We start from the raw sequence: 25,611 nt of genomic DNA on the forward strand, positions 1-25,611 counted from the left end.
TTAAAAGAACAACTTGCATCACATTTTGCTATTTATTCAAAGTAGTAGTTAAAAGTTGACTACCTAGTCCTTTATTTTGAAATGGTTTTAATATCAGTAGATCTTGAATGTAAATTATAGAAACACCATCACCCACGGTTCGAATAAGCCCGATAAGCGTTTCATTTTCCCATAGTGAAAGTACATGTAAGGAATTAATGATAGCTTCCTTTAGTTTGGTTGGATTAGTAGTATAGTTAGACCATCCAACATCATTATATAAATTAACTAATTGATTTAACGGTATGTTTGAATCTGTTGAAAAGTGCATAAGATTGTCACTCCTGTTTCGATATTAGTTCATTTCATTATTCATAATTTCTGAGACTTTGTCATTGTACTCTTCTTGAGGCAATCCCTCGAAGTCTTTTTGTTTTGTTAAATCTTGGATTTGTTGTTGTGCTTCCTCAGACATGCGATCTGTTGAAAAATCAGTCGCTGGCATACTATTTAAGTCGATTTGTTGTTTAGTTTGAGTAGGTTGTTGCACTTGATTATCTTCTGCAGTATCTGGTGTTACATTGGATGGAATTTCATTACTTGGTTCTTCTGTTGACACAGCTACTTCATTTTGTTCATTTTGTGTTGATGCAGGTTCTGAAGAAGGTTGCTCATCACTATTAGCATCTTCTGTTTTAGATTGGTTACTTGGTTGATCTTTATTTTCAATTTTTTTATTACTTTTTGTTTTTTGTGATTTATCTGAATGGCTTTCTTTTGTATTTTTCGAATGTTTTTCTTCAGAATGACTACATGCTGCTAAGACCAAAAAACAAGATAATAATAAAAATAGTAATTTTTTCATTTGAGATTCTCCTTAGTATAAGTAATTATTAATGTTGCACTATATTTATTTGTGAATAAGATGGAAAATGTGACAAAATATAAATATATTAAAAGAATTAGGTGATGCAAATGAAGTATTTTAATAATTTTTATTGCTTATTGTATATAGCATTGATAATTTGTATAACTATTATGGTATACGTATATTTTGGTTTTTCAGCATATAAGGGATATGGATTAATATTCTATATCATTTTTATATTGATAAGCATATCGGTAGGTATCATGAATCGAAAATACAATTTGAGTAAAGATTCAAAAAAGAGAAAATAGAGGAACTTGATTAGACTGAAGGTAAGATTTAGATATAAATTAAAAATGCTTGTTTTGTAAAAAATCCAAGCACAAGAACTACTAATTTTCATTAAATGAATCAGTAGTTCTAAAAATAGTAGCTGAAAGAAGGAACGTTTGATATCAAACCGTTTCTGAAAATATAAAATGTGTTTTTGTATGGCCATATTTTTGCAAAATATCTATAAACGTTTCTACATCTTGCATGGTTTTAAATCTTGCTTTAAATAAAAAGCAGCTATCTCCTGATATACGATAACAAAATGCGACGTGGCTCTGTTCTGCAATAAAGGTTTTGAAATCTTTATATAAATTGTTTTTAATAACGATTTCAATGATGATATCTATATCATAGCCTAAAGCACTGTAATCAATATCAATGGTATAGTTCTTTATAATTCCTGAATCTTTTAATTTATTAATGCGTTCACGAACAGCGGGGATGGAAAGATTTGTAATTTCACTAATATCGCTTAATGATCTGCTACTATCTTCATTTAAACTTTGTAATATTTTTCTATTTGTTAAGTCCATTTATAAAAACTCCTTAAATAATAAAGCATTTAACTATTTTTACTTAAAAAATAGCATTTCAATATAGTTAATAATGCCATAAAATAATGGATAATCAAGGAGTGATTATAATGGCATTAATTCAATTATCGGAAAATGGTACTACACCTTTTCAAATGTTGCTTGGATATAACAAAGATATCATGTTAAGTTGGAGTAATTTAAGTGAATCTCTAGAAACAGATAACCAACTGTCTAGCGATTTAAAAGAAGAAATAAGAAGCATGCTTGCTCAAAATCACGGATGAGCGTATTGTAAAGCAAAAGGGAAACCATCGGGAAAATTTACTGATGAAAAATCTATGATATGTCTTGGTTTTGTTGATGTTTATATGAAATTAGGAACGGAAATTCCTGATTATATTTTACAGACTTTAAACGACCATTTGACTGAAGCAGAAATGAGTGAACTTATTGCTTTTATAACGTTTACAACATGTCAGCAATATTTCGGCGCAATAATGAAGCTAGAGGTATAAATTAAAAACAAGCACATGTCCAATTGAATTGGATATGTGCTTGTTTATAACTGTACATTGTCTTTTGCATAATGGAATAATTGTTTCTTTTCACTAATAAATAATTGTACAAAAGTGAGGATACCAATTTTACCAATAAGCATCATTGCAATAATAATGATTTTAGTTACAGTACTATAGTCAGTTGTGAAATTCATGCTTAACCCCACAGTGCCGAACGCTGAAATCACTTCAAATAATACGGTCGTATAGGATGTATGTGGATTTAGCACACTCACAATAAACGATATACTCAATACAAAGATAGTTGCTAAAAGCGTGATGGTAACAGCAATTTTAAGTGTACGTTCAGGTATAGATTTTTTAAATATAGCTGGATGGTTCTCGTTTCTTAATGTACTTTTTATAAATAATAGCGTCAGAACTAAGCTGGTTATTTTGATACCACCAGCAGAACTGATGGGTGCACCACCGATAAACATAAATAACATCATCATCATTGATGTAGGTGTGGAAATTTGTCCGATATCAACGGTATTAAATCCAGCAGTACGTGTTGTGACGGATTGAAAAAATGAAGCTCCAATTTTTTCAATCAAAGATAAATGATTTAATGTGGATGGATATTCTAAAATGAAAAACGAAATGCTACCGACGATGATTAATATGAAAGTTGTACTCAAAACGATTTTGGAATGTAATTTAAGTTTAGTTAATTTTTGTGTTGTTACTAAATCAAGAAATACAAGTGGACCTATGCCACCCATAATAATTAATAAGGGCACGGTTATAGTGATAATAGGGTCGTTAACCGTACTGATTAGGTTATCTTTGAAAAGTGCAAAACCAGCATTATTAAAAGCAGACACAGAAGTGAATATACTTAAAAACACCCCTTGTCCTAAGCCATACTTTGGAATAAAGGATAACGCAATACATAACGCACCTACAAGTTCAGTTACCAAACTATACAAAACAAATTGTAAGATTAAGCGGATTATGCCCCCAGGCGTAGCAATGTTCCACATTGCCATGACGAGGTAGCGACTTTTATTACTAATTCGCTTATTGATTAATATAAAGGTTAAAAGTGTCACAGTGACGATCCCTAATCCACCGATTTGTATGAGTGACATGATAATCGTATCGCCCAACCAATTGAATTGGGTAGAGACATCTATAGTAGCTAACCCAGTTACCGTAAATGCACTAACAGCTATAAAAAAGGCGTCCACAAAATCAATAGGATGTTTACCAGTGATTGGCAAATATAATAGTAACGCGCCAATCAGTGTTGTTGTAATAAAAAGTAATAGGTAAAAGTATAAAGGCTTAGTTAATTGTTTCATGATTCATTTCCTTTACTATTTTAATCAATTGTATTTTATACCTATACTTTAAAAAAGCAAGTAAATTTTTTAGAAAACTTTTTGAATTTAAAAAACCAGAATCGTCATATAGTTTTAACGATTCTGGTTAAGTTGCCTATTAATTTTTATTTGTTTGTTCCTTAATACCTTTTGTTACAGCTTCAGCAAAATCGTATATTGATTGTTTATAATCATTGGGATTTTCACGTGTTTTTCTATCGAGACGCCCATGATCAAAAAAGATTTACGATACTGAGTTGAGATTTCTAATTGAACGCCCGAGCCCGTATCATTTTTATTGATGATATTTTTACTGGAATCTCCATTAACATAGTTGGGGCTCTTTTCAACATTAAATCCTTCTTTTTCGAGTTCTTTAGTAATTGATTTGGCCATAGCTTTATCTTTACCACCGATATAGACAACTTTCTTCTGTTCTTGTATACCGTGTATCGAAATCGATTCATTTGATTGATTCGTTAATTTAATTAGTTTGGGGTCATCAAAACGGGTTGAGGTAATATGTAATTTTTGATTATTTGATTTCATTAAACCTTCAAAACTATATAAATTATAATCACCTTTTTTAGAAATAAGTTTAGCTAATTCTGAAGTGCCAGGCTCAATGCCTCCTCCATGAATCGCTGTAACGAGTATATCTTTGTTATTTGTTGTTTTGGCATTTGTTTGCCAATCACGATGTTCTTTAGTATCTGATTTAAGTTCAGTGAAATTTTTATAATGATCTTGATTTTGTGGTTGGTCATTTTTCCAAACATATAAGAAATAAAGTGTCGCCAGAATAATTCCCACAATAATCAACATGATTAAATAATATAAATAAGAATGGAATGCGTTTTTCATAATACTCCCTTGTTAAGTATGAGCCTGAGACAGAAATAGATGTCACAGGCTCTTTTTCATTTAGGCAGTAGATGACTGAATTGAAAATGTAAAGTCTCACTGATTAATTCATTAAGTTAGTGAGACTTATGCATGAGCTTTAGCTCAGGTAAACATTTCAATCCTAGTCATCCTTGCCGGGGTGGGACTACGAAATCTCTATTAGAAAATTTGATTTCTGTCCCACTCCCAGAAATCAAACATTAATCGTGTCATATATTTATTACAATCTTGTTACTTTGGTAATAAAGTGATGAATGATAGACAGTTAGCCCATTATCAATATCAATGACAAATAAAATAGAACGGCTCAAACTATGTTGGAATCTAAACTTCTTTTACTGCAAAATAGTTGTTTTCTTCATCAGCAAAATTAAAAACGCGTCCCATAGGTAATGTCATAATGTCGCCAACAGTTACTTGGCTATCTTTTAGACGATTAAATAGTTCATCGAATTGTGTAGTAGCAAAAATCAAAGAGGGTGTATCAGTGCTAACGCCCATATCCATTTCATCTACTTTAGCTTTGTCTTGTAGAACAATAGCAGTTTGCGCATCGTCATTGGGTGCTAATTTAACCACACGCATTTGCATTTCTTCAGTATCTTCTACTACTTTGAAATCTAAATTTTTAGTCCAAAAAGTAATTGCTTTATCATGATCATAAACATAAATCATTACTTCATCTAATCTTTGAATCATTATATCGCCCCCATAATTTTTGTATTACTTAAATTTAAGTATATAAAATAAAACAGGTAATACAAAATATTTAACTGTTCAAACTAAGTGAAGTTAAATCGTCATAAAATATCATGCTAAGTGCAAATTATGTCAAACATATGTAAAATTCATATTATACAAATAGGAAGGACGTGGTTGGGATAGATATCATAACAAAAATGCAAGTTGATGTACCAAGAGAAACTGTTTTTGAAGCATTTGTAGATCCAGAGAAAATTGGAGGATTCTGGTTCTCTTCTAGTTCTGAAAGATGGGAACAAGGTAAAGCCATTACACTCCGTTATGAAGAATATGATGCTGAGTTAAATATCAACATTGAGCGGGTGGAGGACAACCAGTTAATAGCATTTACTTGGGGTGCACATCCTGTAACCATTCAATTTGAAGAGGGTGAAGCGGGCACTGTTGTAACAACAACTGAAAAAGACTTCGACATGCAAGATGTGAAGCAATTATTAGGTCAAAAAGAAGGCTGGGTTTATATGCTCAGTTGTTTTGAAAGCCTACTTAGAGCATGGCGTTACCATTAGAGCAGCCATTTTATAGTGAAAGTGATTGAGCGAGAAACAGAGATCTAAATTAATTAGATGACAATCTCGCTCTTTTTTTATAAATGTTAAAAAAGAGGGAGTACAAAAATATAAGCAAAATACTTTTCAAAATAAACGGCATATGTCTTAATGTAATTATAAAAGTTACAATTAAAAAGGTGATGTTCATGAATTTAGAGTTTAATATTGCTGTGCATCTTCTGACGTTTTTAGTGAAACATCCGGATGAACGGTATAGTAGTAGTGAATTAGCAGAACGCATTTGTGTTAATCCTGTACAGTTAAGAAGAGTCACGAGAAAATTGAATAATCAACAGTACTTGGACGCAAGCCGTGGTAAATACGGGGGGTATCAAGCGAATGATCAAACAAAGAAAGTGAATCTCGCTGAATTATTTGTTGCATTTAGTGAAGAAAGATCGGATGGACGATTGTTTACAGGTGATGAAGGTAGTGACTGTGAAATTTCCAGGGAAATAGGTCATACAATGTCTAAGTTTCATAAAAGAGAGCAAGCCTTACTAATTGATTATTATAAAAGTGTAACTATCCAAGACGTATTAAACGAAGTATTAAAGGAGGATTCTCATGAAACAGTATGATTTAGTGATTATAGGATTTGGTAAAGGTGGTAAAACACTAGCGAAATTTGCTTCAGCACAAGGTAAAAAAGTAGCTGTCGTTGAAAAATCTCAAGAGATGTATGGTGGTACTTGTATTAATATCGGTTGTATTCCTTCTAAAACACTTGTACATGAAGGCTTAGACCATGGTTCGTTTGACCGAGCATTTTCAAGAAAAACAGATGTTGTTAATGCATTAAATAGCAAGAACTATCATAATTTAGCAGATGAAGACAATATTGATGTATTAGATTACACAGCTAAATTTAAATCGAATCGCGAAGTCAATTTATTAAATGATCAAGGTGATGTGGTAGAAACATTATCTGCAGAGCATGTAGTCATTAATACAGGTGCAAAATCAGTTATTCCACCGATTAATAGTGTAGAAAGTTCAAAACATTTATATGATTCTACAGGTATTATGAATCTAGATTTCCAACCTAAAAAATTAGTTATTGTTGGTGGTGGCTATATTGCATTAGAATTTGCATCTATGTTTGCCAATTTTGGTACACAAGTCACTGTCCTAGAACGTGGCGATGATATCATGCCGAGAGAAGACGAAGATATCGTTAAAGAAGTTAAAAAAGACTTAGCAGATAAACAAGTCGATATCGTATTAAACGCGAATACAGAAAGATTTGAAGATGTTGAAGCAGGTACACTTGTTCATACGACAGATGGCACATACGAAGCGGATGCTGTACTATTAGCTACTGGTCGCAAACCCAATACAGATTTAAATCTTGAAAATACAGATATTGAATTGGGTGAACATGGTGAAATTAAAGTAAATGAACACCTCCAAACAACTGCAGCAAACGTTTATGCATTAGGCGACGTTAAAGGTGGTATGCAGTTCACATATATTTCATTAGATGACTTTAGAATCGTGAAAGATCAATTGTTTGGTAATGGTGAACGTTCTACTGAAAATCGTGGCGCTGTGCCATATACGGTATTTATTGATCCGCCATTAGCACGTGTTGGTTTAACTGGTAAAGAAGCCAAAGCACAAGGTTATCATATTATGGAAAATACGGTTCCAGTTAATACAATCCCTAGACACAAAGTAAACAATGATCCAAGAGGTTTATTTAAAGCAGTGGTTGATAAAGATAGCGAAACCATCTTAGGCGTGACGCTATATGGTAAAGAATCTGAAGAAATTATTAATTTAATAAAATTAGCCATTGATCAAAAATTATCATATAAAGTATTGAACACAAACATTTATACACACCCAACGATGGTAGAGTCATTTAACGATTTATTTAATATGTAAATAAATTTACACTCAACGTTCAATATAGGAAGTTAAAAAGCTCGGGTCTCATCATAGCCCCGAGCTTTTTTATATGACTTTAACTAACCAAGGCTTTAATAATCTGTCCGATAAGGTAAAAAGCACCAATAATGATACAAACAATGCCGATACTAATATAACTTTGTTTTTTGCTTACGCCTTCCTTTTTAGAAGTCTGCTGATTTATGATGAGTAACACAATACCGACAATGATGAGTATGATTGAACCAATCCACATGATAAGTCGCCTCCTAATAAATATTCAGTATTGATTGCGTTGCGTGACTATGTTATCGCCCCGTTTAATATATATTTACCCGTCAGTAGCTAATAATTAACGTGTACAATGTATATTTCTATTTAGACATCATGATCAGCGTTATACGTAATAATGAAATTAGTTATTATGTATTAAAATCAATAGATTGCTATGACATCCATTAATTTTTAAAGATTCATGTTAAAATATATATTATTTAATAATTCATATATAAAGAACGATGTGGTTTATAAATATTGAAAATTATTTTGGAAGGTGTGCTAAATGGATATAAAATATGAGTATCAATTTGATATGAATGATATAGATGAAATAGTGCGCATTTATCATGGGAACCATTGGAATGGCCATAATCAAGAAGAAGTGATTACACTATTTAATACTGCGACACATGTCGTGATTGCAAAAAGAGAGGGCCAAGTGATTGGTTTCGCTAGAGCGATGTCAGATGGTGTGTTTAATGCCGCGATTTATGATGTTGTAGTAGATACCACTTATCAATCTAAAGGCGTTGGCAATAAAATTGTTCAAGAAATGGTGAATTATTTGGGGGAACTTTCTTGTATTCATCTTATCGCAACTACTGGGAATGAATCATTTTACGAAGCGCTTGGATTTCGAAAATTAAAAACTGGAATGGCTATTTATAATAATGAAAAATTAAAAGATGAGTATACTGTTTAATTCATAACAGATATACTCATCTTTTTGTTGTGTAAAGAAGATTATAAAAGATTGTGACTCACGTCCTCGTAGGCATAATTTTTAAGTAAAGAACAACCAAGTGGGTGTTGTCCATTGTCTACATAGTGATTTATTTCTTCAAGGACATCTAATATTTCATATTCTGGCGTCGTAATATCAAACGTATATTTAAATAATTGCTTTTTGTCGGAAAGTACAGTAGCGATTAGTTCATCATTGTGCATTTTATAATTTAGTAACTGCATCGTTATCCCTCGCTTATATTATATTTCAATACATATGAAGTATTGATTGATGTAAATGAGAATAAATTTCAACTCATCTTTATCTAGATTATAATAATTACAATCTATAACTGATTATACATTAAAATTTATAAAATGTAGAGGGTTTTGACTTAAAAAATCTTGGAAATTTGTAAAATTTCACATGTAAACGCATGCTTAAGCCTTTTCTTAATAATAAATAATTTAAACTGGATGAAATGAATGAGCATGCTTGTAATCGTTAGTGTAATTTGCTACGATATAATTAATCGAATAAAGCTTTCTAGGGTTCCGCAAGGTGATTACTTTGGTCTGGTCCGAGAGAAAGCCACATATTTTTATGTGACACGGAAGGATAAAAGCCTGGGAGATAGTAATTAACACTATCTCCCGGGCTTTTTTTATTTTAAAGGAGGACATAGGAATGAATTGGATCAAAATTATTATCGCAACATTTTTTGAAGTAGGATGGGTGATTGGTTTAACCCATGCGTCATCTTGGTGGGAATGGCTGTTTACGATGATTGCTATATTTGTAAGCTTTTATTTATTAGTAGATGCTTCAAAGGTTCTGCCTGTAGGCACAGCGTATGCCGTGTTTGTAGGTCTCGGAACAACATGGGTTACGTTGTTTGATTTCTTGTTTTTTGGCGAACCGTTTAATGTTATGAAAATAATGTTAATTGTCATTTTACTTGCAAGTGTCATTAGCCTGAAATTAGTAACTACAAATAAAGGAGGAGAAGCATAATGGCATGGATCTTATTAGTTTTTGCAGGTGTCTTTGAAATGTTAGGTATAAATTTTTTAAATGCATATGTGCATCATCGTCAAAAACGAGATGCAATGGGACTCATTTTCTTTTTTGCTGTGAGTTTCATGGCATTATCTACCGCAATGATGTACCTTCCGATGAGCACAGCGTACGCAATATGGACAGGTATTGGTGCAGTAGGTGGCGCAATTCTTGGGATGATCTTTTATAATGAATCTAAGGATATTAAAAGAGTAGTATGTATTTTAGTGATATTGGGAAGTACGATTGGTTTAAAATTAGTGAGTTAAAGTGAAGGACAATTTGGTAAATATTATACGGTCAAAAATGTGATGAGGGATTATTCAATTTTCAAGTTTATATAGGACGTGATGAATATCGAAACACAGTATTGCAGTGTAGACAATGTACGTTTATATAAAAAAAGACGACACATCCGTGTCGCCTTAAGAGTAATATGTTCATGAATATAAAAGACTAGTAGTCGGTTTCCAACTACACCTTTAATATATCATATCTAGTAATCAGGCTTCAATAAAAATGTAATATTGTCACATAAGCATTCATTTTTCCTCAAATCATATGAGTTAAAATAAAAAACTGTTAATTACGATATTGCGGGGATATTTGGTAACTGATACCATGAAGTACAAAGGTGGGATGTAGTCTATGGAAGGTTTGGCAGCATTTATTATCATAACATTAATGATTATTATTGTTCCGGGGCCGGATTTCTTTGTCGTAATGAAAAATTCGATTACCTCAGGAAAAGGTAATGGCGCTATGGCAGCCTTAGGTATTACGTCAGCTCATGTAGTTTATTCATTGTTAGCTGTGTTCGGTATTATTTTTATACTGGCTAATATGTATTATGTCTTTGTGACAATTAAGATTTTAGGTGCTATATATCTTATATATCTAGGAATTAGAAGTATCATCAGTGCAAGACAAAGTATGAACTTTTCAACATCTCAGATGAAAGCACAGCGTATTACTTATTTAAGTTCATATAGACAAGGTTTTTTTAGTACGATTTTAAATCCCAAAGCATTACTTTATTATATCAGTATATTGCCGCAATTTTTAAGTACTGGTGAAGCTGTTACATCTCAAATTGCTATATTAACTGCAATTGTGACCACAGTTATTTTGCTCTGGTTTATTTTCTGTGTTTATATTTTTCAATATATTAAGCTATTGTTTACGAATAGAAAAATAAAAGCAATTTTTGATTATAGGGTTGGCGCAATATTGATTGGCTTATCACTTAATCTGCTATTGAGTAAAAGTAGTTAAATAGCATGTATTAACGGCTGAGACATTACTTGATGTGTTGGACGTTTTATTTTATCCCATTTTAAATTACAAGTTACCATAGTCATAAATAAACAAAATAATTTAAATTGTAGATAATTGTTTGTAAAACTCTTTTGAAATATTCACAATTTATCTCCATAATAATCTTGTTAGTTATTTATAATATTAAAAGAGAGGGGGAATAAACTTTTGAAAAATATATTTAATCCATTACAGAGGCTTCATTTCTATGCAGCGTTATTTATTACGCCGCTACTGATTACGTTAACAATTTCGGGCATTGGGTTTCTGTTTTTCCAAGAAGTAGAAAATAATATTTATAAGACAGAATTTTTCGGTGATAGTCCTGTAAAAGAACATCAATCACTTAATCAGGCAGTTGATCAAGTAGAAGATAAATTTGATGGTTTTTACATAAGTAAAGTTAGTATTTTAGAAGAGCCTTATAATAGTAGAATTACATTAGATGATATGGCAGGGAACCAACGTTATGTTTTTCTAGATCAAAATAATCAAATTGTTGCTGATCAAAATGCAAAACATACGTATGCGAACGTTGTACGAAATATACATAGCTCATTATTTACTGAAAATACTTTTATTAATTACTTGGTAGAACTGACAGCGTGTTGGACTATTTTCATGATATTGTCTGGAACGTATATGTTAATTAAGAAAAAATTAATTACAAATAAAAGTAAGCGATTAAGATTCCAAAAATGGCATGCTACACTTGGGATTATCATTGCCATACCGGTGTTTGTGCTTGTATTGACTGGCTTGCCATGGTCTGGATTTATGGGGGCTAAAATTGCGAGTGTTATGGATAATTCTGGAGAGTTGGGACAGTCAGAATTGGCAGTTAATCCACCTAAATCAGATGTGAATGAAATACCTTGGGCAACACGTAAAAATAAGCAACCAGAGTCTGAGAGCGGATCTGCGCATCATGGTAGTGGTGAAATGCCTAAAACAGACATTGAAAAACAAATTTCGATTGATAAAGTTGTTGCAGAAGCACAAAAAGATGGCATTACGAAGCCATTTTCAATTGTTTATCCAACGAGTGAAGAAGCGGCATTTACAGTTTCGAAAGGTAGTAATACAGGTGTGACAGGCTTAGACGTGTCGCCTTACGATGAACAGACGTTATATATAGATCAATATAATGGTAAAGATTTAGGTAAGGTGAAATATCAAGAGTACGGCATAATTGGTAAATGGTTTACATGGGGTATTCCTCTGCATGAAGGTCATTTGTTCGGTATTGCCAATAAAGTGATTAACTTGCTTGTATGTATCGCATTACTTGCTGCGGTAGGACTGGGTCTAACATCTTGGATTAAGAAAATGAAAGCAACGCAAATTAAAATACCAAAAAGAGTTAAAAAGCCAATGTCTATTCCATTGGTTATCATACTGGTTATATTAGGGATATTGATGCCATTATTTGGTTTTTCTCTTATTATCGTTTTCTTAATAGAGCTATTGCTTTATTTTAAGGATAAAAAGAATCAATAGTGTACGAACGGAATTTTACTGCTTTCAGACTGTCGACAAAGTCTCCGACTTTGTTGGCAGTTTTTTTATGCACACTTTCCGCGGCACTGCCTTAGCCTGTAGTCTTTGGCTAGTGCTATTCCCACAGGAGTCGACATAAATCACTGTCAATAAAATATTGACTTGATTGCATAGGTGAGCCTACGAGAACTCTATTAGAAAATTTGATTTCTGCCCCACTCTCATTCTGTATTAAAAATAAGACTAATAATTAAAATAGATAAACTCCGCGCATATACTTGCGCAGAATTTGTCTACATTCAAAAAGCAGGAAGGTCTCAATGAGCCTCCCTGCTTTTTGTGTAGTAATCACATTAAATGTATAGATTACATTTCCATTTCATGTATTTTCATCATTAAACCATGTGGAATATCGTCGTGTTTTACAACTTCTTGTTTATAGAATGTTTTGCCGTCATCTTTAGAAACTAATTTAACAAAGTCACCTTTTTTAGGTTTGAAATCGTCATTTTTATTGTCTATTTTAACGTTTTTAGTCACGAGACCATCTTTTTCACTGACTACTTTTTCAGCAGTTGTACTATCTGACATATAGCCATAATATGTGCTCTTTTGACTCGATGTAATCATAAAGATGGTGAAGACGACACCAATAATGACTAAAATACTAATGATAGAAATTGTTAATTTTTTATTCATATACTCTGTCTCCTTTTATGTTAAGCATAAAGGATTAAAGTAAATTCGTATATAACCTTTTAAAATGTTGCTAATTTTGTCAAAAAATAAATTGCTATTCAGTTTAGGGATGGAAATAAGCGTGTTCAGAGATCAATACTCTGACACCACGATAAATATTTTTGATCGTATACCAAACGGTTATGACGAATAAAATAATTGCCACTGTAATCATTATCACACTGGTAATGGTAGAACTATTATTGATTAAGACGCCACCAAATCCAATGCTGAGAATTAAAAGTATCGGTCCAATATACGTTATAATATGATAAGCTAACGATTTAGCTGCGTGGCTAGAAGTAGGTCTATCAGCAAAAATCCATATAAAAATAGGTAATATGATTGGTGCAAAAAAGATACTAAAATAACTCAGTGCTGCGAGAACGCGTTCTCCTTGTGTACTGTTTTGTATAACTCTGTCATTCATTTGTATCACCTCATTTAGTATACTAACAAGGTAGTTTCAAAAAATATAGAGTAAAAGCTTAACATGACAGTATTGTTAGTTAATTCAATTGATTATGGTAATCATGCGCATATGCATACAAAAAGAGAGGATGGTTAATATGAAAATATATTTGGTAAGACATGGTGAGTCACAATCAAATTATGATAAGAAACAAGGGAAAAATTATTTCTGTGGACAATTAGATGTACCACTTACTGAGAGAGGCACATGGTCAGCTCAATTATTACAGAGCTATTTTGACAAAAAAGCAATAGATCATATTTATATTTCTGATTTATTACGGACACGTCAAACTTATAATGCGATATTTGATAAATCGATTCCGGCAAGCGTGACCCCTTTGTTAAGAGAGCGTTCGCTTGGTATTTTCGAAGGTAAAATGGTTGAAGCGGTGGAACAAAATCCATCTTATACGCGCTATTTTGAAGATCAAAATTATCTTGAATTTCGTCACAGTTTTACGCAAAAGGCGCCAGAGGGAGAAAGTTATGCAGATGTTATGGAACGTGTTAAACAATTTTTTGAAAATGAAATTGATGATTCACTCGATTCCATTGCTATCGTAGCACATCAAGTTGTTATACGTTGTTGCTTCGTATATTTAGGATATGATTCGGAAGCTACAGTGATTGATAGAAAAATTGAAAACTGTGTACCTTATGAACTAGAAAAATAGCCATTAACATAAAAAACCTGAACTACGACATCGTCGGTTCAGGTTAATATCTTTTAGCCGCTGTTAAGCTATCATGAAATCCTTGGAATAGCGTGTTGAAATTGTCTAAAAAACTTCCGACAATTACGGCAAGTATGACGTAAGTTACACTAAGTGCGATTGTTTTATAAGAAACAACGCCATATTTTTCTTTCTTCTCAAAGAGATTAAAAGCTATGAAGATAGCAGCCATGGCACCTATTAAAATTGTTAATATCATAAAGGTGTTCCTCCTTAAAATTATTACTTGAGTGGCTGAGCTTCGATTCATTTGTTCTTTAACTTATAAATAAGCATAACAAATGTTACTTTGTGAAAAAAAGGGATATCATATTAAAAAACCTTACAATTAAGTAAGGTTTTTTACAGAAATAAGTCATAGACCATGGTTAATATGGATATAAATAGGCTTGAGCCCTTTATAAATATGAAAAGGTGACATGTAATCTCTTTGTAACTTAACCGAATATTTTGTAAATACATAAGTAGCGACAGAGTTGGAAAACATATCTAAACTATAAGTTTGTCACTTATTTGTCGACGGCGTCAGATTTAATACCTTTATCTTTTAAGAATTTTTTGATTTTATCTTGTTGTTTCCCGTTAACATCTCCAGCATATTTTGTTGGTACATCTGCAACATTAAGTTTGTTTTGTGGCTGGTAATCTAATTGCTCAATGTCTTCGTCAGCATTTTTGATTGTGCTATTTAAGGCTGTAAAGTAATTAACGATTCGATCGAGGTTTTCTTCATACCCATCTGGGAATTTGTTGTTTTTTACGAACTTTTTGAAACGCACATCATTTTTAACTGAGTTATGTGATAGTTCGGATAAACGTTTTGCTTGTTTATCGGTAATCTTTGTATCTGTACCTGTTTGCTTATCTAATTGGTATTGGATTAGATACTTATTGTCTATAATATCTGAGTTCACATCTAGATATTTTTTAATTGCTTTATTAGCTTCTGCTTCGCTTAGTGTTTCGCCACTTTTGTCTGAATTAAAGATGTCTTGTTCAGTAATTGTTTTAACATTTTTAGGTGCGTTTTTTCCACTATAACCTTTGTCATCATCGGATTCATCATTTGAACATGCTGCGAGTATCACAGTTAGCACTAAGACCAATGAGAGTAATATACTTTTTTTCATAAATAAAAACTGCTCCTTTAAAAATAATCATACGTATATAACAAACTAATGAATGTATAAACACGTTCTTAAAAATTATAACTTAAGCGTATCATGTAGTGCTATTTATTTGAATGATGTATTAAATAATAAAACGCACAATCTTTTGAACAAAATATAAAAGAAAAGAGATGAACTTAGTAATTTTAAAAATATTCATTAGATTTTCATAATAAAATGTTACTTAGATATGTGCTGTATTTCAATTAATAATCAAATAAGCTATATGATGTGAAAAAGCATATGGGAGATGAATACCTCTAGTTGACACGGTGATTCGTTTTACAATGAGATGACAGTTATTTCCTTATGTGAAAGAGTGTTAATTTTTGGGTATTCATATATTGTAGTGACTTTGTAATTTGCTGATGCCGTGGGGAAATAGTATGAGTGAGAGACTATAGATTTGAACCAGATTTTAGGCAAATATGGACGGTCTAAATAGTGAGATTTTAAATATAAAGAGGAGCCTGAAACATCTATTTATGTCTCAGACTCCTCTTATTTTGAGAATGGGGGGATTTATATCTCAAATTTTTAATTTTCAGTGACGATAATGGGTATTACTAATGTCTGATAATATAATCAAAAGCATTTAATGCTGCATTAGCACCTGCGCCCATTGAAATAATAATTTGTTTATTGCGATCATCAGTGACATCGCCTGCCGCAAATATACCTGGGATACTTGTCGCATTCGTGCGGTCTACTTTAATTTCTTTGGCATCATTTAGTTCTACATAATTGTTTAACCACTCTGTATTAGGTAGTAATCCAATTTGTACAAAGAATACCTTCTAATTCTAGCGTATGTTCCTCGCCTTGTGCCTTATCCTGATATTTAATACCAGTCACTGCATCGTCTCCAAGTACTTCGGTTGTTTGAGCATTTTTAATAACTGTTACATTAGGTAGACTGTTTAAACGTTCCTGTAAAATATTGTCTGCTTTAAGGTTTGCGTTACGTTCAAGTAATGTAACATGTTCAACGATGCCAGCTAAGTCGATTGCAGCTTCGACGCCTGAATTTCCGCCACCTATAACAGCGACATTTTTATTTTCAAATAACGGGCCGTCACAGTGTGGACAGAATGCAACACCTTTATTGATTAATGCTTCTTCACCTGGGACTTCTAGTTTACGCCAACGCGCACCTGTTGAAATAATAACCGTCTTACTCGTCAATTGAGCACCATTATCTAATGTTACGACAATACCGTCATCCGTTTTTTCAATATCACTGGCACGAATACCTGTCATGACATCGACATCATATTGTTTAATATGATCTTCTAATGCAGATGAGAATTTAGGCCCATCTGTTTCTTTAACAGTGACAAAGTTCTCAATGGTAGCTGTATCGTTAACTTGACCACCGATACGGTCTGCGACGATACCAGTACGTAAACCTTTACGTGCAGTGTAGACTGCAGCGCTACCACTTGCAGGACCACCACCGACAATTAATACGTCGTATGGTGCTTTATCGTTAAATTCAGCTGGGTCTGCTTGACTACCAAGATTTGCTAAAATATCTTGGATCGTCATGCGTCCATTACCAAATTCTTCGCCATCTAAGAAAATAGCGGGTACTGCCATAATATTTTCAGATTCTTCTCTGAAAATAGAGCCATCTATCATTGTATGAGAAATATTTGGATTTAATAAACTCATCAAGTTTAATGCTTGAACTACGTCGGGACATTTTTGACACGTTAAGCTAATATACGTTTCAAAATGTAGTGGACGATCGATTGCTTTAATTTGATCTATAATGGCTTGTTCTTCTTTTGGTGGACGACCACTTACTTGTAACAAAGCAAGAACTAGAGAATTAAATTCATGACCCATTGGTAAACCAGCAAAAGTAATGCCTGATGTTTCATTAGGTTTATCTACTGAAAAGCTTGGTGTACGTTTCAAGTCAGATGCTTCTATAGTAATGTGATCGGACGCGGCAGATACTTCATCTAAAAGTTCTTTCAGTTCTTTAGATTTATCATCTGAACCAAGGCTCGCTTTTAGAACTACGTCGCCTTCCATCAATTGAAGTAATTGTTGTAATTGTGATTTAAGCTGATCATTTAGCATTTAAATCAATGCCTCCTTAGATTTTACCTACTAAGTCAAGACCAGGTTGTAATGTTTCTGAACCTTCTTCCCATTTTGCTGGGCAAACTTCGCCTGGGTGTTGACGTACATATTGTGCTGCTTTGATTTTGTGTACTAATGTGCTAGCATCACGGCCGATACCGTCAGCGTTAACTTCTGCTGCTTGTACAACGCCATCTGGATCTACGATAAACGTACCACGTTGTGCAAGTCCTAGTTCTTCATCTAATACATCAAAATTGCGTGTGATTGTTTGAGAAGGGTCACCAATCATAGTGTATTGAATTTTACTAATTGCATCTGAATGATCATGCCAAGCTTTGTGTACGAAGTGTGTATCTGTTGATACAGAATATACGTTGACACCTAATTCTTGTAATTTATCATATTGACCTTGTAAGTCTTCTAATTCAGTAGGGCATACGAATGAAAAGTCTGCTGGGTAGAAGCAAACAACACTCCATGAACCTTTTAAGTTTTCATCTGAAACTTCGAAGAATTCATCCTTTTGTGGATCGTATGCGTTAGCTGTAAATGGTAAAATTTCTTTATTTATTAATGACATAAAAATATCCTCCTATTTAATAATGTATTTTCAATTAGAATTAAGTAAGGGTAGATTTTTCTGTTTCTTAATTATAATAATTCTAATCTTCGTATTCTATTATTGCATTTCCCTCATTATTCGTCAACACAGAAGAATTTTGAGAAAACGCTTAAAAAAACCACTTTGACTCTGTGTTTCAGTATACAATCAAAATGTATTTTTACATTAAAATCAAGCGTTATACTTTATAAAATAACGCTGTATAAATAATAAATAGCCTTTAAATTCTCAACTAAAACATGAAAATGAGAAGAAAGGCTATTTAAAAAAAGTATATTATTATTGGGTGCTGATTAAATTCATATAGATGAATATTTACGTGCTTATGGTCTGTTCATATTTTATAAGCTATATAACAATCAATGATTTCATTGTTTAGACGGATAGCAGACTGTCCTGAGCGGTGTTATTCAATTTGTTAAATAAAAGAACGCAACATCCACCAAATCATGCCTGCGATCGGGAAGAATAGCCACCAGTGTCCAGCTAAAAATTCCCAACCATTCATGCCTCTTTTTTGATGATGATACGATACAGGATCTTGATATGTTTCAATGATTGTTTTTTTAAACTGTTTGTCGCCTTTGATTAGTTCGTCTAAAGAGATATCAAACAAATCACTCATTTTAATGAGCATATCAATACTTGGATAAACTTTGTTTAATTCCCATTTTGAAATACTTTGCCTTGAAATATTCAATATCTCTGCAAGTTCGTCTTGAGACCAGTGTTTTTGTTCGCGTTTTTCTTTTATTTTTGATCCGATTTCCATAATAATCACTCCCTTTACGAATAATTTAATATAGAGCCTTTAATGCGTCACGCACTAAATCATATATTTTAAAGCAACCTAAAGGTGCATCTGTGATTTGAAAGTATTTTATAAAAAAATATAGAAAAATTATGTATAACATATCGCAATTATTGATTGAATGATTTTAATTATATTATACCCATTAATTGGATTTGTACCGTGATATAAAATAATTTAACTATTAATAAACCATGCATGGTGCGATTTTTTTATAATGATACGATTAATCTGTATTGCAATAAGTAAGTTATTTACCTCTAAGTCTTTTAATAGTAATGAAAATGGGTAAACATAATGTAAACAAAGCAGTCGCTGTTTTGTTATGCTATGAGTAACTTTATGTAAAGAGGAGCGGTTAACATTGTCTGAGCATGTATACAACTTATTGAAGAATCATCATTCAGTTAGAAAATTTAAAAAGGAACCAATATCAGAAGCCCATATAAAACAACTGGTAGAAGCTGGTCAAAGTGCATCAACTTCAAGTTATTTACAAGCCTATTCAATTATTGGTATCAATGATCCAGAAATTAAGCAAGAGTTGAAAGAAGTATCTGGGCAACCTTATGTTGTTGAAAATGGCTATTTATTTGTTTTTGTAATGGATTATTATAGACATTCCATTATCAATGAGGAATCTAAACATGATATGCAAACATCATTTGAATCTGCTGAAGGATTACTTGTAGGCACTATTGATGCGACATTAGTAGCTCAAAATATTGCAGCGACAGCTGAAGATATGGGCTATGGCATGGTGTATTTAGGATCATTAAGAAACGATGTGGAAAGAGTAAGAGAAATTTTAGAATTACCTAAACATACTTTCCCACTTTTTGGTATGGCATTAGGTATTCCAGAAGATGATGAAAATGGTAGCCCTAAACCAAGATTGCCATTTGAACATGTATTTCATGCTAATAAATATGATAGTGATAAAGATAGCCAACGTGAAGCATTAAAAGCATATGATCAAACAGTGAGTGACTATTATAGTTCACGTACAAATGGCGAACGTACTGAATCATGGTCTAATCAAGTTGCTAACTTTATGAGCGCGAAGCAACGACTAGATATGTTAGAACAACTGAATAAATCAGGATTTATTAAAAAATAATTCATTGAAAAACTAAGATTTACTTATAATAATTTCAATATTTTTAATATCCTGAGATAACTCGAAAGGGGGGGATCAAGTTGAATATGTTTGATAAGATTTTTAGAAAAAAACCAGATGCTTCGGAGTCTCAGAATAAAAATGAAAACTATATTTATTCATCAAATAGTAAACTCACGCCCGATGAAGCCCAACACTATTGGGAAAAGATGGCTCAAAAATTAATTGTCGGTGTTATTAATTCAGTAGATTATACGGCAGAACGCATCTTCATCTTGATCTCCTTTGATGAAAAAGACCCTACGATTGATATATTCTTCCAAATGAATGGACAGTTAAGAATGTGGAATGATTTAGATAATGAAGCGCACAAAAAGGTCATTTCAAATAGTATCGTTACTCAGGCGCCTAATATGGTTAAACAAATAAACTGTATATATAATAGTGTGGATATGACGAGACTCGCGTATTCTCAAGTTCAATATGAATTTGAAAGTAAAGCGTGGTATCTTCACGACATTACCGAAGACAGTATAGAAGCACAATTAGAGAAAGCACCTGCATTTCTAAAGTGGTTTGATGATGTGTCAAAATCAATCGATACACTGTCGCTCGATGGAAAACATAAAATCACGTGGGGACCTTTTAAACCAGAGTATTAGATGTAATTAGTGATATTAAATAAGCGGTTGATAAAAATATAAAAAAGGTTGGAACACAACGTTCAACTCTCTCTTGTGAGACAGTGAAACGAGCAGTATGTGTTCCAACCTTTTTCCATTTACTTGAATTATGACTAAACTTGCTACTCGGATTTAGTGATTAATTCAAATATATTAGTTTGTAATCTCGGCATATTCATTGTCGTTATAAGTGTCTTTGTCTAGGTTGTTTGTTAATTTTGCTGTACCTGTACCTGCAAGCATAGAGTCATTAACATTCAATGCTGTACGACCCATATCAATTAATGGTTCAACAGAGATTAAGACACCTGCAAGTGCGACTGGTAAGTTTAATGTAGATAATACAATAATGGATGCAAATGTTGCACCGCCACCTACACCAGCGACACCAAATGAACTGATAATAACGACACCGATGACAGATAATATAAATTGTAAGTTAACTTCTACACCAGCTGCTGGCGCTACCATAACAGCAAGCATTGCTGGGTAAATACCCGCACAACCATTTTGACCGATTGATAAACCGAATGAAGCAGAGAAGTTAGCGATACCATCAGGGACACCTAAACGGTTCTTCTGAGTTTGCACATTCAGTGGTAATGATCCTGCACTTGAACGAGAAGTGAAGGCGAACATAAGCACTTCGCCAGTTTTCTTAACAAATGTGACAGGGTTGAGACCTAAACCTGAAACAATGATTAGGTGAATGATATACATAACAATGAGTGCTGCGTAAGATGCAATCACGAACTTACCTAATGTCCAAATAGCACCAAAATCACTTGTCGCAATGGTAGATGTCATAATTGCTAAAATACCATAAGGTGTTAAACGTAAAACAAATGTCACGATTGCCATTACTAAATTATATAATGCATCGATACCACGTTTAAGTAAGTGTCCACTTTCAGGTTGTTTACGCATAACACGTAAAAATGCAAAACCGATAAACGCTGCGAAAATAACGACCGCAATTGTTGACGTTGTACGTTGACCAGTGAAATCTAAGAATGGATTACTTGGTAATAATTCTAAGATTTGTTGTGGTAACGTATTAGCAGCCATATCTTTAGCTTGGCTTGCGATTTCGCTACCTCTTGAACTTTCGGCACTGCCTAAGTCAATAGATGAAGCATCTAGTCCGAATACGAGTGCTGAAATAATACCAATGATTGCTGCAATAGCAACGGTACCAATTAAGAAAATAAAAATATAAATTCCGATCTTAGCGAATTTGTCCCCAATTTTAATTTTAGTAAATGCTGAAACGATTGAAATGAAAATAAGTGGCATTACAATCATTTGTAATAATGCAATGTAGCCATCACCAACGATGCTAAACCAATCCATGGACTGTTTAGTTACTTGTGAATCCACGCCGTAAATTAAATGAATAACGACACCAAAAACAATCCCTAACCCTAAGGCAGAGAATACACGTTTAGGAAATGAAACATGTCTTTTAGCCATTACATATAATCCAACGAGGAAGGCCACAAAAATAATAATGTTAAGAATAGTTAATAACATAAAAAAAGACCTACACTTTCTTAATAATAATTTTTTGAAATCCGATACGTATACTAAGGATATTAGCAATTTCAATAATATTCAAGTCTATGACTCAAGAAATTCATGAATTTTAAATGACTTTATTTTCTGATAATTTAAAGGTAGCAAAACGATGATTTCACCGTTTAGAAAATGAAATAAAAAAACGAATCCTAAATCACATTTCTGTGATCTAGAATTCGTTTAGTTTGATAGTTAATTAGCACCATTTATTAAAATAGTTTATAGATTGAATAGGCGTGCGAAGAAACCTTTACGTTCTTCTTTTGGTGTGTCATTTGCAACTGATGAAGACTGCGCATGTGTATCTTCAGTTGGCTGCGTTTGTGTGTTCGGTTTCGTTATTTCTTCATTAATAGATGAATTATCAGTAGATGATGTAGAAGTTTCATCTGTTTTGTCATCTGCTTTGACTTGTTCAGCAGAAGCCATTTCTTTTTCAGTAGCTGATGTTGAAGCATCTGTATCAGCTGTTGTCGTTTCAGTTGGTTGTTCGCTGATTTGAGTGATTTCAGATTCTTCAGTCGCAACTTGCGCAGATGATTTATCAGTTGGGTTAGAAACAGTTGCATCAGTTGTATCAGCTACAGTTTCAGAAGTTGTAGAAGTAACTTTATCATCAGATTTTTCGTCATTGCTCGCACTCTCAGTTGAATGTTCTGTTAGCGCGTCGCTGTTATTCGTTGTTGTATTAGCAGTGCTAACATGTTCAGTTTCAACATTTGATTTAGCTAACTCAGATTGTTCTTTTTGAGAATCTTGGATAACGCTCTGTGTCGTTTTGATTTCATCTGTTGACGTTTGAATCGCTTTTAGAGATTCTGTATTTGCGTCTAATTTTGTAGTGATTTGGTTCTGCATTTCGTGTAATTCCTGTTGTTGTTGATGTACTTGGTTAATCATTTGACCAAGCATATGACGTTCATCACGCATTTTTTGAATTTCCGAACGTAAATCTTCAACAAGTTTAGAAACATTTTGATCTGTAGGTAAATGATTACCGTCATCTTTGACTAATACTTGTAAGAAGTCTTTTTCTTTTTCTAATTCTTCAAAAGCTAAATCATAACTATTTGTTTGTTTAACTTTATCGGCGATATCTTGGAATAGTTCGATATCCTCTTCTTGGAAATCTGTAGCTTCACGGCCACGGTATTCTGTTTTACTAAGTTGGTAACCGCGTTCTTCTAAATGCTGAACGATTTTACGGACTTGTTTTTCACTTAGCTCCACGCGTTGTGCAAATTCTTTGGTTAACATAGAAATAAGTCCTTTCATTAATTAATTTATGTATACCGACGTTTGTCTTCGGTCAGTGAAACGTCAGTCTTACCTCTATGCTAGTTTAAACTGTTTTAATAGTGATTTCAAGTGGTGATAACTATCGTTTGCGTAATTCCATTTGTTCAAGTAGCGGATAAATAACACTTCGAGAAATTCTGTTTGCAAAAACATACTTGAGAATATAATTTGATTTCACGCTTGGTCCATAGATATCTTTTGTTAATTCAATATTTGACTTTATAAATAAATCCATAGCTTCGCCGCTCGCATAATCTTGGATATTAGGGGCTAAATAATCAATTTCATATTGTTTTTCAAAACCATGTTCATATAAAAATTGGCGTCTGTTATCCATGATTTGAACTACATCTTCAGAAATGTCTTCGGGTTCTTTAGGCACTTCCAACATAATGAAATTGACATCATGTGCATGCAGTTGATTCGACAGAGTGTTTATTTCTTTTTGAATACGTTCAAGCGTTTTTGTTATAATTTCATCATGCTCGGGTTTATCTTTAGCAATTAAATAAATTAAAAAAGATGAATTTGTCGTAGCTTCATAATGCGCTGTGGCTAAACTCACTACTTCATCTGATTCAATGCCTACTAAAAAGATATAATCATCTTTTGTACGTTCGTTTCTTAAGGACTGTTTAAAAATTTGTTCGTCTTCAGATAGACCGATATCAAATTTAGCATCATATAACTTCAATGCGGATTTAAATAACGGATCATCGATTGATGTTATTGTCTTAAACTCCATAGGTACACCCCCAAATTATTGCGTTCATTATAACATAATAGAGAAAATATGAATCGAATTGCAATTTAATTTAATTTGCAGTTAAACATAAAAAGGGTCGAGACATCAATATGTGTGTCTCGACCGACTAAATTATAAGGGCGTTATTTGTTTACGTTAGTACGACTTATACAAATGTTGTAGTACTAATCAAACAGTATCTCAGTACTTAATTTAACGTCACAGATGCGTCTCAAAATGGTTTTGGTGAAATGAGAGTTTAAGCTAACGCCTCCAGTACCATCTTTGATTTACGTATAACGTTTGGATTATGATTTTGGTCCGTTTGTTTCTTCGGAGTAATGGCTATTACTTTTAGTTTGGTTCGTTTCGAAAGCAACGTTGGCTTTGTCGGCTTCTAGGTGTGAAGTCGTATCCTTTGTAGCAACAACGAGATAATTATCGTTTAATATTTCTTTCTTATAGCGTTCTAATTCTTCTTCAGGTAGCTTGTAGTGAGCCAATACGGCTTCTTCACCGTCTTCGCCAGTTAAAATTTTAGCCATTTTATCACTGAACGAACCACTTGTAGCAGTTAGATTGACTTCAGAATCATGTAACGCATCAATGTGTAATTTTGTTTTACTAATTACGGTCATTTCTGATTCTTTATAACCCTCTGATAGTTTAGATTTTATTGCATCGATAAGATCTTCTTTGTTTTGTACAATAGTGAATTCTGACATTTAGTGTTCCTCCGTTCATTATTATATGAATTATTTTGTGTTTACCCTTAAGTTATTATATAAAACGAATACAATTACATTATATAATGAACTTACACAACTGACAAACGACATTTCATGCATATGTGAACGTTCTCTGAAAAAATATAAAAAAGAAGTAAAAGCTTTTGTGAAGCGTTTACAATCAATAAGTGTATTGAAAATATTGCCAAAATTTGCTA

Annotated in this window: 28 protein-coding genes, 3 pseudogenes and 1 riboswitch; of the genes and pseudogenes, 12 read left to right on the forward strand and 19 right to left on the reverse strand. The window is 32.9% G+C overall.

Translation table 11 applies throughout. The features are described 5' to 3' along the window. Positions 1-28: 28 nt before the first annotated feature. From ACM595_RS10375 to ACM595_RS10385, 3 genes are all read right to left on the reverse strand, one after another. Complete coding sequence (locus ACM595_RS10375) at positions 29-310, reverse strand: GNAT family N-acetyltransferase (protein WP_258862989.1); 282 nt, start codon at positions 308-310, stop codon at positions 29-31. A gap of 24 nt (positions 311-334) precedes the next feature. Continuing rightward, on the reverse strand, positions 335-844 hold the full coding sequence (locus ACM595_RS10380; RefSeq protein ID WP_037539146.1) for a hypothetical protein: 510 nt from the start codon (positions 842-844) through the stop codon (positions 335-337). A gap of 458 nt (positions 845-1,302) precedes the next feature. Next, positions 1,303-1,713, reverse strand: a complete 411-nt coding sequence (locus ACM595_RS10385; RefSeq protein WP_041079834.1) for an Lrp/AsnC family transcriptional regulator — start codon at positions 1,711-1,713, stop codon at positions 1,303-1,305. A gap of 110 nt (positions 1,714-1,823) precedes the next feature. Here ACM595_RS10385 and ACM595_RS10390 point away from each other — a divergent pair. Continuing rightward, a pseudogene (locus ACM595_RS10390) lies at positions 1,824-2,231 on the forward strand (carboxymuconolactone decarboxylase family protein). Positions 2,232-2,275: 44 nt separating this feature from the next. Here ACM595_RS10390 and ACM595_RS10395 read toward each other — a convergent pair. From ACM595_RS10395 to ACM595_RS10405, 3 genes and pseudogenes are all read right to left on the reverse strand, one after another. Continuing rightward, positions 2,276-3,580: a TrkH family potassium uptake protein gene (locus tag ACM595_RS10395; protein ID WP_115340756.1), complete on the reverse strand. Its 1,305-nt coding sequence runs from the start codon at positions 3,578-3,580 to the stop codon at positions 2,276-2,278. A 139-nt stretch (positions 3,581-3,719) separates the two neighbouring features. After that, positions 3,720-4,465 (reverse strand): annotated as a pseudogene (locus ACM595_RS10400) (poly-gamma-glutamate hydrolase family protein). Between the two features lie 366 nt (positions 4,466-4,831). Beyond that, positions 4,832-5,206 (reverse strand): VOC family protein, encoded by a 375-nt coding sequence (locus ACM595_RS10405; protein WP_069821897.1) that lies wholly within the window; start codon positions 5,204-5,206, stop codon positions 4,832-4,834. Positions 5,207-5,379: 173 nt separating this feature from the next. On the opposite strand from ACM595_RS10405, the gene ACM595_RS10410 reads away from it, so the two are divergent. The 3 genes from ACM595_RS10410 (at position 5,380) to merA (ending at position 7,710) form a co-directional block, all read left to right on the forward strand. Then, positions 5,380-5,778, forward strand: coding sequence for an SRPBCC domain-containing protein (locus ACM595_RS10410; RefSeq protein ID WP_309543877.1), 399 nt, complete (start codon positions 5,380-5,382; stop codon positions 5,776-5,778). 188 nt (positions 5,779-5,966) lie between these two features. After that, positions 5,967-6,401: a redox-sensitive transcriptional regulator HypR gene (hypR, locus tag ACM595_RS10415; RefSeq protein WP_037539144.1), complete on the forward strand. Its 435-nt coding sequence runs from the start codon at positions 5,967-5,969 to the stop codon at positions 6,399-6,401. After that, complete coding sequence (gene merA / locus ACM595_RS10420; protein ID WP_419744291.1) at positions 6,388-7,710, forward strand: hypothiocyanous acid reductase MerA; 1,323 nt, start codon at positions 6,388-6,390, stop codon at positions 7,708-7,710. The genes hypR and merA overlap by 14 nt, the downstream gene beginning before the upstream one ends. A 79-nt stretch (positions 7,711-7,789) precedes the next feature. On the opposite strand, the gene ACM595_RS10425 is transcribed toward merA, so the two are convergent. Then, positions 7,790-7,969, reverse strand: a complete 180-nt coding sequence (locus ACM595_RS10425; protein ID WP_002484285.1) for a hypothetical protein — start codon at positions 7,967-7,969, stop codon at positions 7,790-7,792. A 306-nt stretch (positions 7,970-8,275) separates the two neighbouring features. Here ACM595_RS10425 and ACM595_RS10430 point away from each other — a divergent pair, with 306 nt between their 5' ends. Continuing rightward, the gene (locus ACM595_RS10430; protein WP_041079838.1) at positions 8,276-8,695 is read left to right on the forward strand and encodes a GNAT family N-acetyltransferase; all 420 of its coding nucleotides are present in this window, start codon (positions 8,276-8,278) and stop codon (positions 8,693-8,695) included. A gap of 41 nt (positions 8,696-8,736) precedes the next feature. Here the strand turns inward: ACM595_RS10430 and ACM595_RS10435 are convergent, their stop codons facing one another. After that, on the reverse strand, positions 8,737-8,961 hold the full coding sequence (locus ACM595_RS10435; protein ID WP_037539142.1) for a hypothetical protein: 225 nt from the start codon (positions 8,959-8,961) through the stop codon (positions 8,737-8,739). Positions 8,962-9,254: 293 nt separating this feature from the next. After that, a riboswitch (guanidine-I (ykkC/yxkD leader) is annotated at positions 9,255-9,354 on the forward strand. A 52-nt stretch (positions 9,355-9,406) separates the two neighbouring features. Between ACM595_RS10435 and ACM595_RS10440 the strand changes: the two genes are divergently transcribed. The 4 genes from ACM595_RS10440 to ACM595_RS10455 all read left to right on the forward strand — a co-directional run bounded on the left by ACM595_RS10440 (position 9,407) and on the right by ACM595_RS10455 (position 12,595). Next, positions 9,407-9,733: a DMT family transporter gene (locus ACM595_RS10440; RefSeq protein WP_041079839.1), complete on the forward strand. Its 327-nt coding sequence runs from the start codon at positions 9,407-9,409 to the stop codon at positions 9,731-9,733. Continuing rightward, a complete protein-coding gene (locus ACM595_RS10445) occupies positions 9,733-10,047 on the forward strand; it encodes a DMT family transporter (RefSeq protein ID WP_047505262.1) in 315 nt (104 codons plus the stop codon). The genes ACM595_RS10440 and ACM595_RS10445 overlap by 1 nt, the downstream gene beginning before the upstream one ends. A gap of 379 nt (positions 10,048-10,426) precedes the next feature. Next, complete coding sequence (locus tag ACM595_RS10450; protein ID WP_115347576.1) at positions 10,427-11,053, forward strand: LysE family translocator; 627 nt, start codon at positions 10,427-10,429, stop codon at positions 11,051-11,053. A gap of 210 nt (positions 11,054-11,263) precedes the next feature. After that, positions 11,264-12,595 carry a PepSY domain-containing protein gene (locus ACM595_RS10455; protein ID WP_326006005.1) on the forward strand — a complete coding sequence of 444 codons (1,332 nt, stop codon included), beginning with the start codon at positions 11,264-11,266 and terminating at the stop codon, positions 12,593-12,595. Positions 12,596-12,961: 366 nt separating this feature from the next. Here ACM595_RS10455 and ACM595_RS10460 read toward each other — a convergent pair whose 3' ends face one another. Next, complete coding sequence (locus ACM595_RS10460; protein ID WP_041079841.1) at positions 12,962-13,294, reverse strand: DUF4889 domain-containing protein; 333 nt, start codon at positions 13,292-13,294, stop codon at positions 12,962-12,964. Between the two features lie 103 nt (positions 13,295-13,397). After that, the gene (locus ACM595_RS10465) at positions 13,398-13,763 is read right to left on the reverse strand and encodes a DUF4870 domain-containing protein (protein WP_041079842.1); all 366 of its coding nucleotides are present in this window, start codon (positions 13,761-13,763) and stop codon (positions 13,398-13,400) included. A 139-nt stretch (positions 13,764-13,902) separates the two neighbouring features. On the opposite strand from ACM595_RS10465, the gene ACM595_RS10470 reads away from it, so the two are divergent. After that, positions 13,903-14,481, forward strand: a complete 579-nt coding sequence (locus ACM595_RS10470) for a histidine phosphatase family protein (protein ID WP_069838260.1) — start codon at positions 13,903-13,905, stop codon at positions 14,479-14,481. Positions 14,482-14,524: 43 nt separating this feature from the next. On the opposite strand, the gene ACM595_RS10475 is transcribed toward ACM595_RS10470, so the two are convergent. The 5 genes and pseudogenes from ACM595_RS10475 to ACM595_RS10495 all read right to left on the reverse strand — a co-directional run bounded on the left by ACM595_RS10475 (position 14,525) and on the right by ACM595_RS10495 (position 19,201). Beyond that, positions 14,525-14,740 carry a hypothetical protein gene (locus ACM595_RS10475; protein ID WP_011303933.1) on the reverse strand — a complete coding sequence of 72 codons (216 nt, stop codon included), beginning with the start codon at positions 14,738-14,740 and terminating at the stop codon, positions 14,525-14,527. Between the two features lie 310 nt (positions 14,741-15,050). Beyond that, on the reverse strand, positions 15,051-15,671 hold the full coding sequence (locus ACM595_RS10480) for an NDxxF motif lipoprotein (RefSeq protein WP_041079844.1): 621 nt from the start codon (positions 15,669-15,671) through the stop codon (positions 15,051-15,053). A 605-nt stretch (positions 15,672-16,276) separates the two neighbouring features. After that, positions 16,277-17,801, reverse strand: a pseudogene (gene ahpF / locus ACM595_RS10485) (alkyl hydroperoxide reductase subunit F). Positions 17,802-17,817: 16 nt separating this feature from the next. After that, on the reverse strand, positions 17,818-18,387 hold the full coding sequence (ahpC, locus tag ACM595_RS10490) for an alkyl hydroperoxide reductase subunit C (protein WP_002484274.1): 570 nt from the start codon (positions 18,385-18,387) through the stop codon (positions 17,818-17,820). 460 nt (positions 18,388-18,847) lie between these two features. Next, on the reverse strand, positions 18,848-19,201 hold the full coding sequence (locus ACM595_RS10495; RefSeq protein ID WP_047505283.1) for a helix-turn-helix domain-containing protein: 354 nt from the start codon (positions 19,199-19,201) through the stop codon (positions 18,848-18,850). 403 nt (positions 19,202-19,604) lie between these two features. On the opposite strand from ACM595_RS10495, the gene nfsA reads away from it, so the two are divergent. Together nfsA and ACM595_RS10505 are read left to right on the forward strand one after the other, a co-directional pair. Further along, positions 19,605-20,360: an oxygen-insensitive NADPH nitroreductase gene (nfsA, locus tag ACM595_RS10500; protein WP_145437621.1), complete on the forward strand. Its 756-nt coding sequence runs from the start codon at positions 19,605-19,607 to the stop codon at positions 20,358-20,360. An 86-nt stretch (positions 20,361-20,446) separates the two neighbouring features. Continuing rightward, entirely contained in the window at positions 20,447-21,022 is a 576-nt protein-coding gene (locus ACM595_RS10505; RefSeq protein ID WP_002484271.1) for a hypothetical protein, read from the forward strand. A gap of 174 nt (positions 21,023-21,196) precedes the next feature. Here ACM595_RS10505 and ACM595_RS10510 read toward each other — a convergent pair whose 3' ends face one another. The 4 genes from ACM595_RS10510 to ACM595_RS10525 all read right to left on the reverse strand — a co-directional run bounded on the left by ACM595_RS10510 (position 21,197) and on the right by ACM595_RS10525 (position 25,390). After that, entirely contained in the window at positions 21,197-22,576 is a 1,380-nt protein-coding gene (locus tag ACM595_RS10510; protein ID WP_037539132.1) for an L-cystine transporter, read from the reverse strand. 264 nt (positions 22,577-22,840) lie between these two features. Next, positions 22,841-23,878: a hypothetical protein gene (locus tag ACM595_RS10515; RefSeq protein WP_194379077.1), complete on the reverse strand. Its 1,038-nt coding sequence runs from the start codon at positions 23,876-23,878 to the stop codon at positions 22,841-22,843. 121 nt (positions 23,879-23,999) lie between these two features. Beyond that, positions 24,000-24,665, reverse strand: a complete 666-nt coding sequence (locus tag ACM595_RS10520) for a hypothetical protein (RefSeq protein ID WP_002484268.1) — start codon at positions 24,663-24,665, stop codon at positions 24,000-24,002. A gap of 308 nt (positions 24,666-24,973) precedes the next feature. Beyond that, a complete protein-coding gene (locus tag ACM595_RS10525) occupies positions 24,974-25,390 on the reverse strand; it encodes a general stress protein (protein WP_002484267.1) in 417 nt (138 codons plus the stop codon). Positions 25,391-25,611 lie beyond the last annotated feature (221 nt).

It is taken from the genome of Staphylococcus sp. LKG3-1, assembly GCF_048568385.1.
Classification (GTDB): domain Bacteria; phylum Bacillota; class Bacilli; order Staphylococcales; family Staphylococcaceae; genus Staphylococcus; species Staphylococcus saprophyticus.

What these genes read in the sequence shown, in the direction of transcription:
- ACM595_RS10375 (WP_258862989.1), bottom strand. Translation starts at nt 310, where the DNA reads ATGCACTTTTCAACAGATTCAAACATACCGTTAAATCAATTAGTTAAT.
- ACM595_RS10380 (WP_037539146.1), bottom strand. Translation starts at nt 844, where the DNA reads ATGAAAAAATTACTATTTTTATTATTATCTTGTTTTTTGGTCTTAGCA.
- ACM595_RS10385 (WP_041079834.1), bottom strand. Translation starts at nt 1,713, where the DNA reads ATGGACTTAACAAATAGAAAAATATTACAAAGTTTAAATGAAGATAGT.
- ACM595_RS10395 (WP_115340756.1), bottom strand. Translation starts at nt 3,580, where the DNA reads ATGAAACAATTAACTAAGCCTTTATACTTTTACCTATTACTTTTTATT.
- ACM595_RS10405 (WP_069821897.1), bottom strand. Translation starts at nt 5,206, where the DNA reads ATGATTCAAAGATTAGATGAAGTAATGATTTATGTTTATGATCATGAT.
- hypR (WP_037539144.1), top strand. Translation starts at nt 5,967, where the DNA reads ATGAATTTAGAGTTTAATATTGCTGTGCATCTTCTGACGTTTTTAGTG.
- merA (WP_419744291.1), top strand. Translation starts at nt 6,388, where the DNA reads ATGAAACAGTATGATTTAGTGATTATAGGATTTGGTAAAGGTGGTAAA.
- ACM595_RS10425 (WP_002484285.1), bottom strand. Translation starts at nt 7,969, where the DNA reads ATGTGGATTGGTTCAATCATACTCATCATTGTCGGTATTGTGTTACTC.
- ACM595_RS10430 (WP_041079838.1), top strand. Translation starts at nt 8,276, where the DNA reads ATGGATATAAAATATGAGTATCAATTTGATATGAATGATATAGATGAA.
- ACM595_RS10435 (WP_037539142.1), bottom strand. Translation starts at nt 8,961, where the DNA reads ATGCAGTTACTAAATTATAAAATGCACAATGATGAACTAATCGCTACT.
- ACM595_RS10440 (WP_041079839.1), top strand. Translation starts at nt 9,407, where the DNA reads ATGAATTGGATCAAAATTATTATCGCAACATTTTTTGAAGTAGGATGG.
- ACM595_RS10445 (WP_047505262.1), top strand. Translation starts at nt 9,733, where the DNA reads ATGGCATGGATCTTATTAGTTTTTGCAGGTGTCTTTGAAATGTTAGGT.
- ACM595_RS10450 (WP_115347576.1), top strand. Translation starts at nt 10,427, where the DNA reads ATGGAAGGTTTGGCAGCATTTATTATCATAACATTAATGATTATTATT.
- ACM595_RS10460 (WP_041079841.1), bottom strand. Translation starts at nt 13,294, where the DNA reads ATGAATAAAAAATTAACAATTTCTATCATTAGTATTTTAGTCATTATT.
- ACM595_RS10465 (WP_041079842.1), bottom strand. Translation starts at nt 13,763, where the DNA reads ATGAATGACAGAGTTATACAAAACAGTACACAAGGAGAACGCGTTCTC.
- ACM595_RS10470 (WP_069838260.1), top strand. Translation starts at nt 13,903, where the DNA reads ATGAAAATATATTTGGTAAGACATGGTGAGTCACAATCAAATTATGAT.
- ACM595_RS10475 (WP_011303933.1), bottom strand. Translation starts at nt 14,740, where the DNA reads ATGATATTAACAATTTTAATAGGTGCCATGGCTGCTATCTTCATAGCT.
- ACM595_RS10480 (WP_041079844.1), bottom strand. Translation starts at nt 15,671, where the DNA reads ATGAAAAAAAGTATATTACTCTCATTGGTCTTAGTGCTAACTGTGATA.
- ahpC (WP_002484274.1), bottom strand. Translation starts at nt 18,387, where the DNA reads ATGTCATTAATAAATAAAGAAATTTTACCATTTACAGCTAACGCATAC.
- ACM595_RS10495 (WP_047505283.1), bottom strand. Translation starts at nt 19,201, where the DNA reads ATGGAAATCGGATCAAAAATAAAAGAAAAACGCGAACAAAAACACTGG.
- ACM595_RS10505 (WP_002484271.1), top strand. Translation starts at nt 20,447, where the DNA reads ATGTTTGATAAGATTTTTAGAAAAAAACCAGATGCTTCGGAGTCTCAG.
- ACM595_RS10510 (WP_037539132.1), bottom strand. Translation starts at nt 22,576, where the DNA reads ATGTTATTAACTATTCTTAACATTATTATTTTTGTGGCCTTCCTCGTT.
- ACM595_RS10515 (WP_194379077.1), bottom strand. Translation starts at nt 23,878, where the DNA reads ATGTTAACCAAAGAATTTGCACAACGCGTGGAGCTAAGTGAAAAACAA.
- ACM595_RS10520 (WP_002484268.1), bottom strand. Translation starts at nt 24,665, where the DNA reads ATGGAGTTTAAGACAATAACATCAATCGATGATCCGTTATTTAAATCC.
- ACM595_RS10525 (WP_002484267.1), bottom strand. Translation starts at nt 25,390, where the DNA reads ATGTCAGAATTCACTATTGTACAAAACAAAGAAGATCTTATCGATGCA.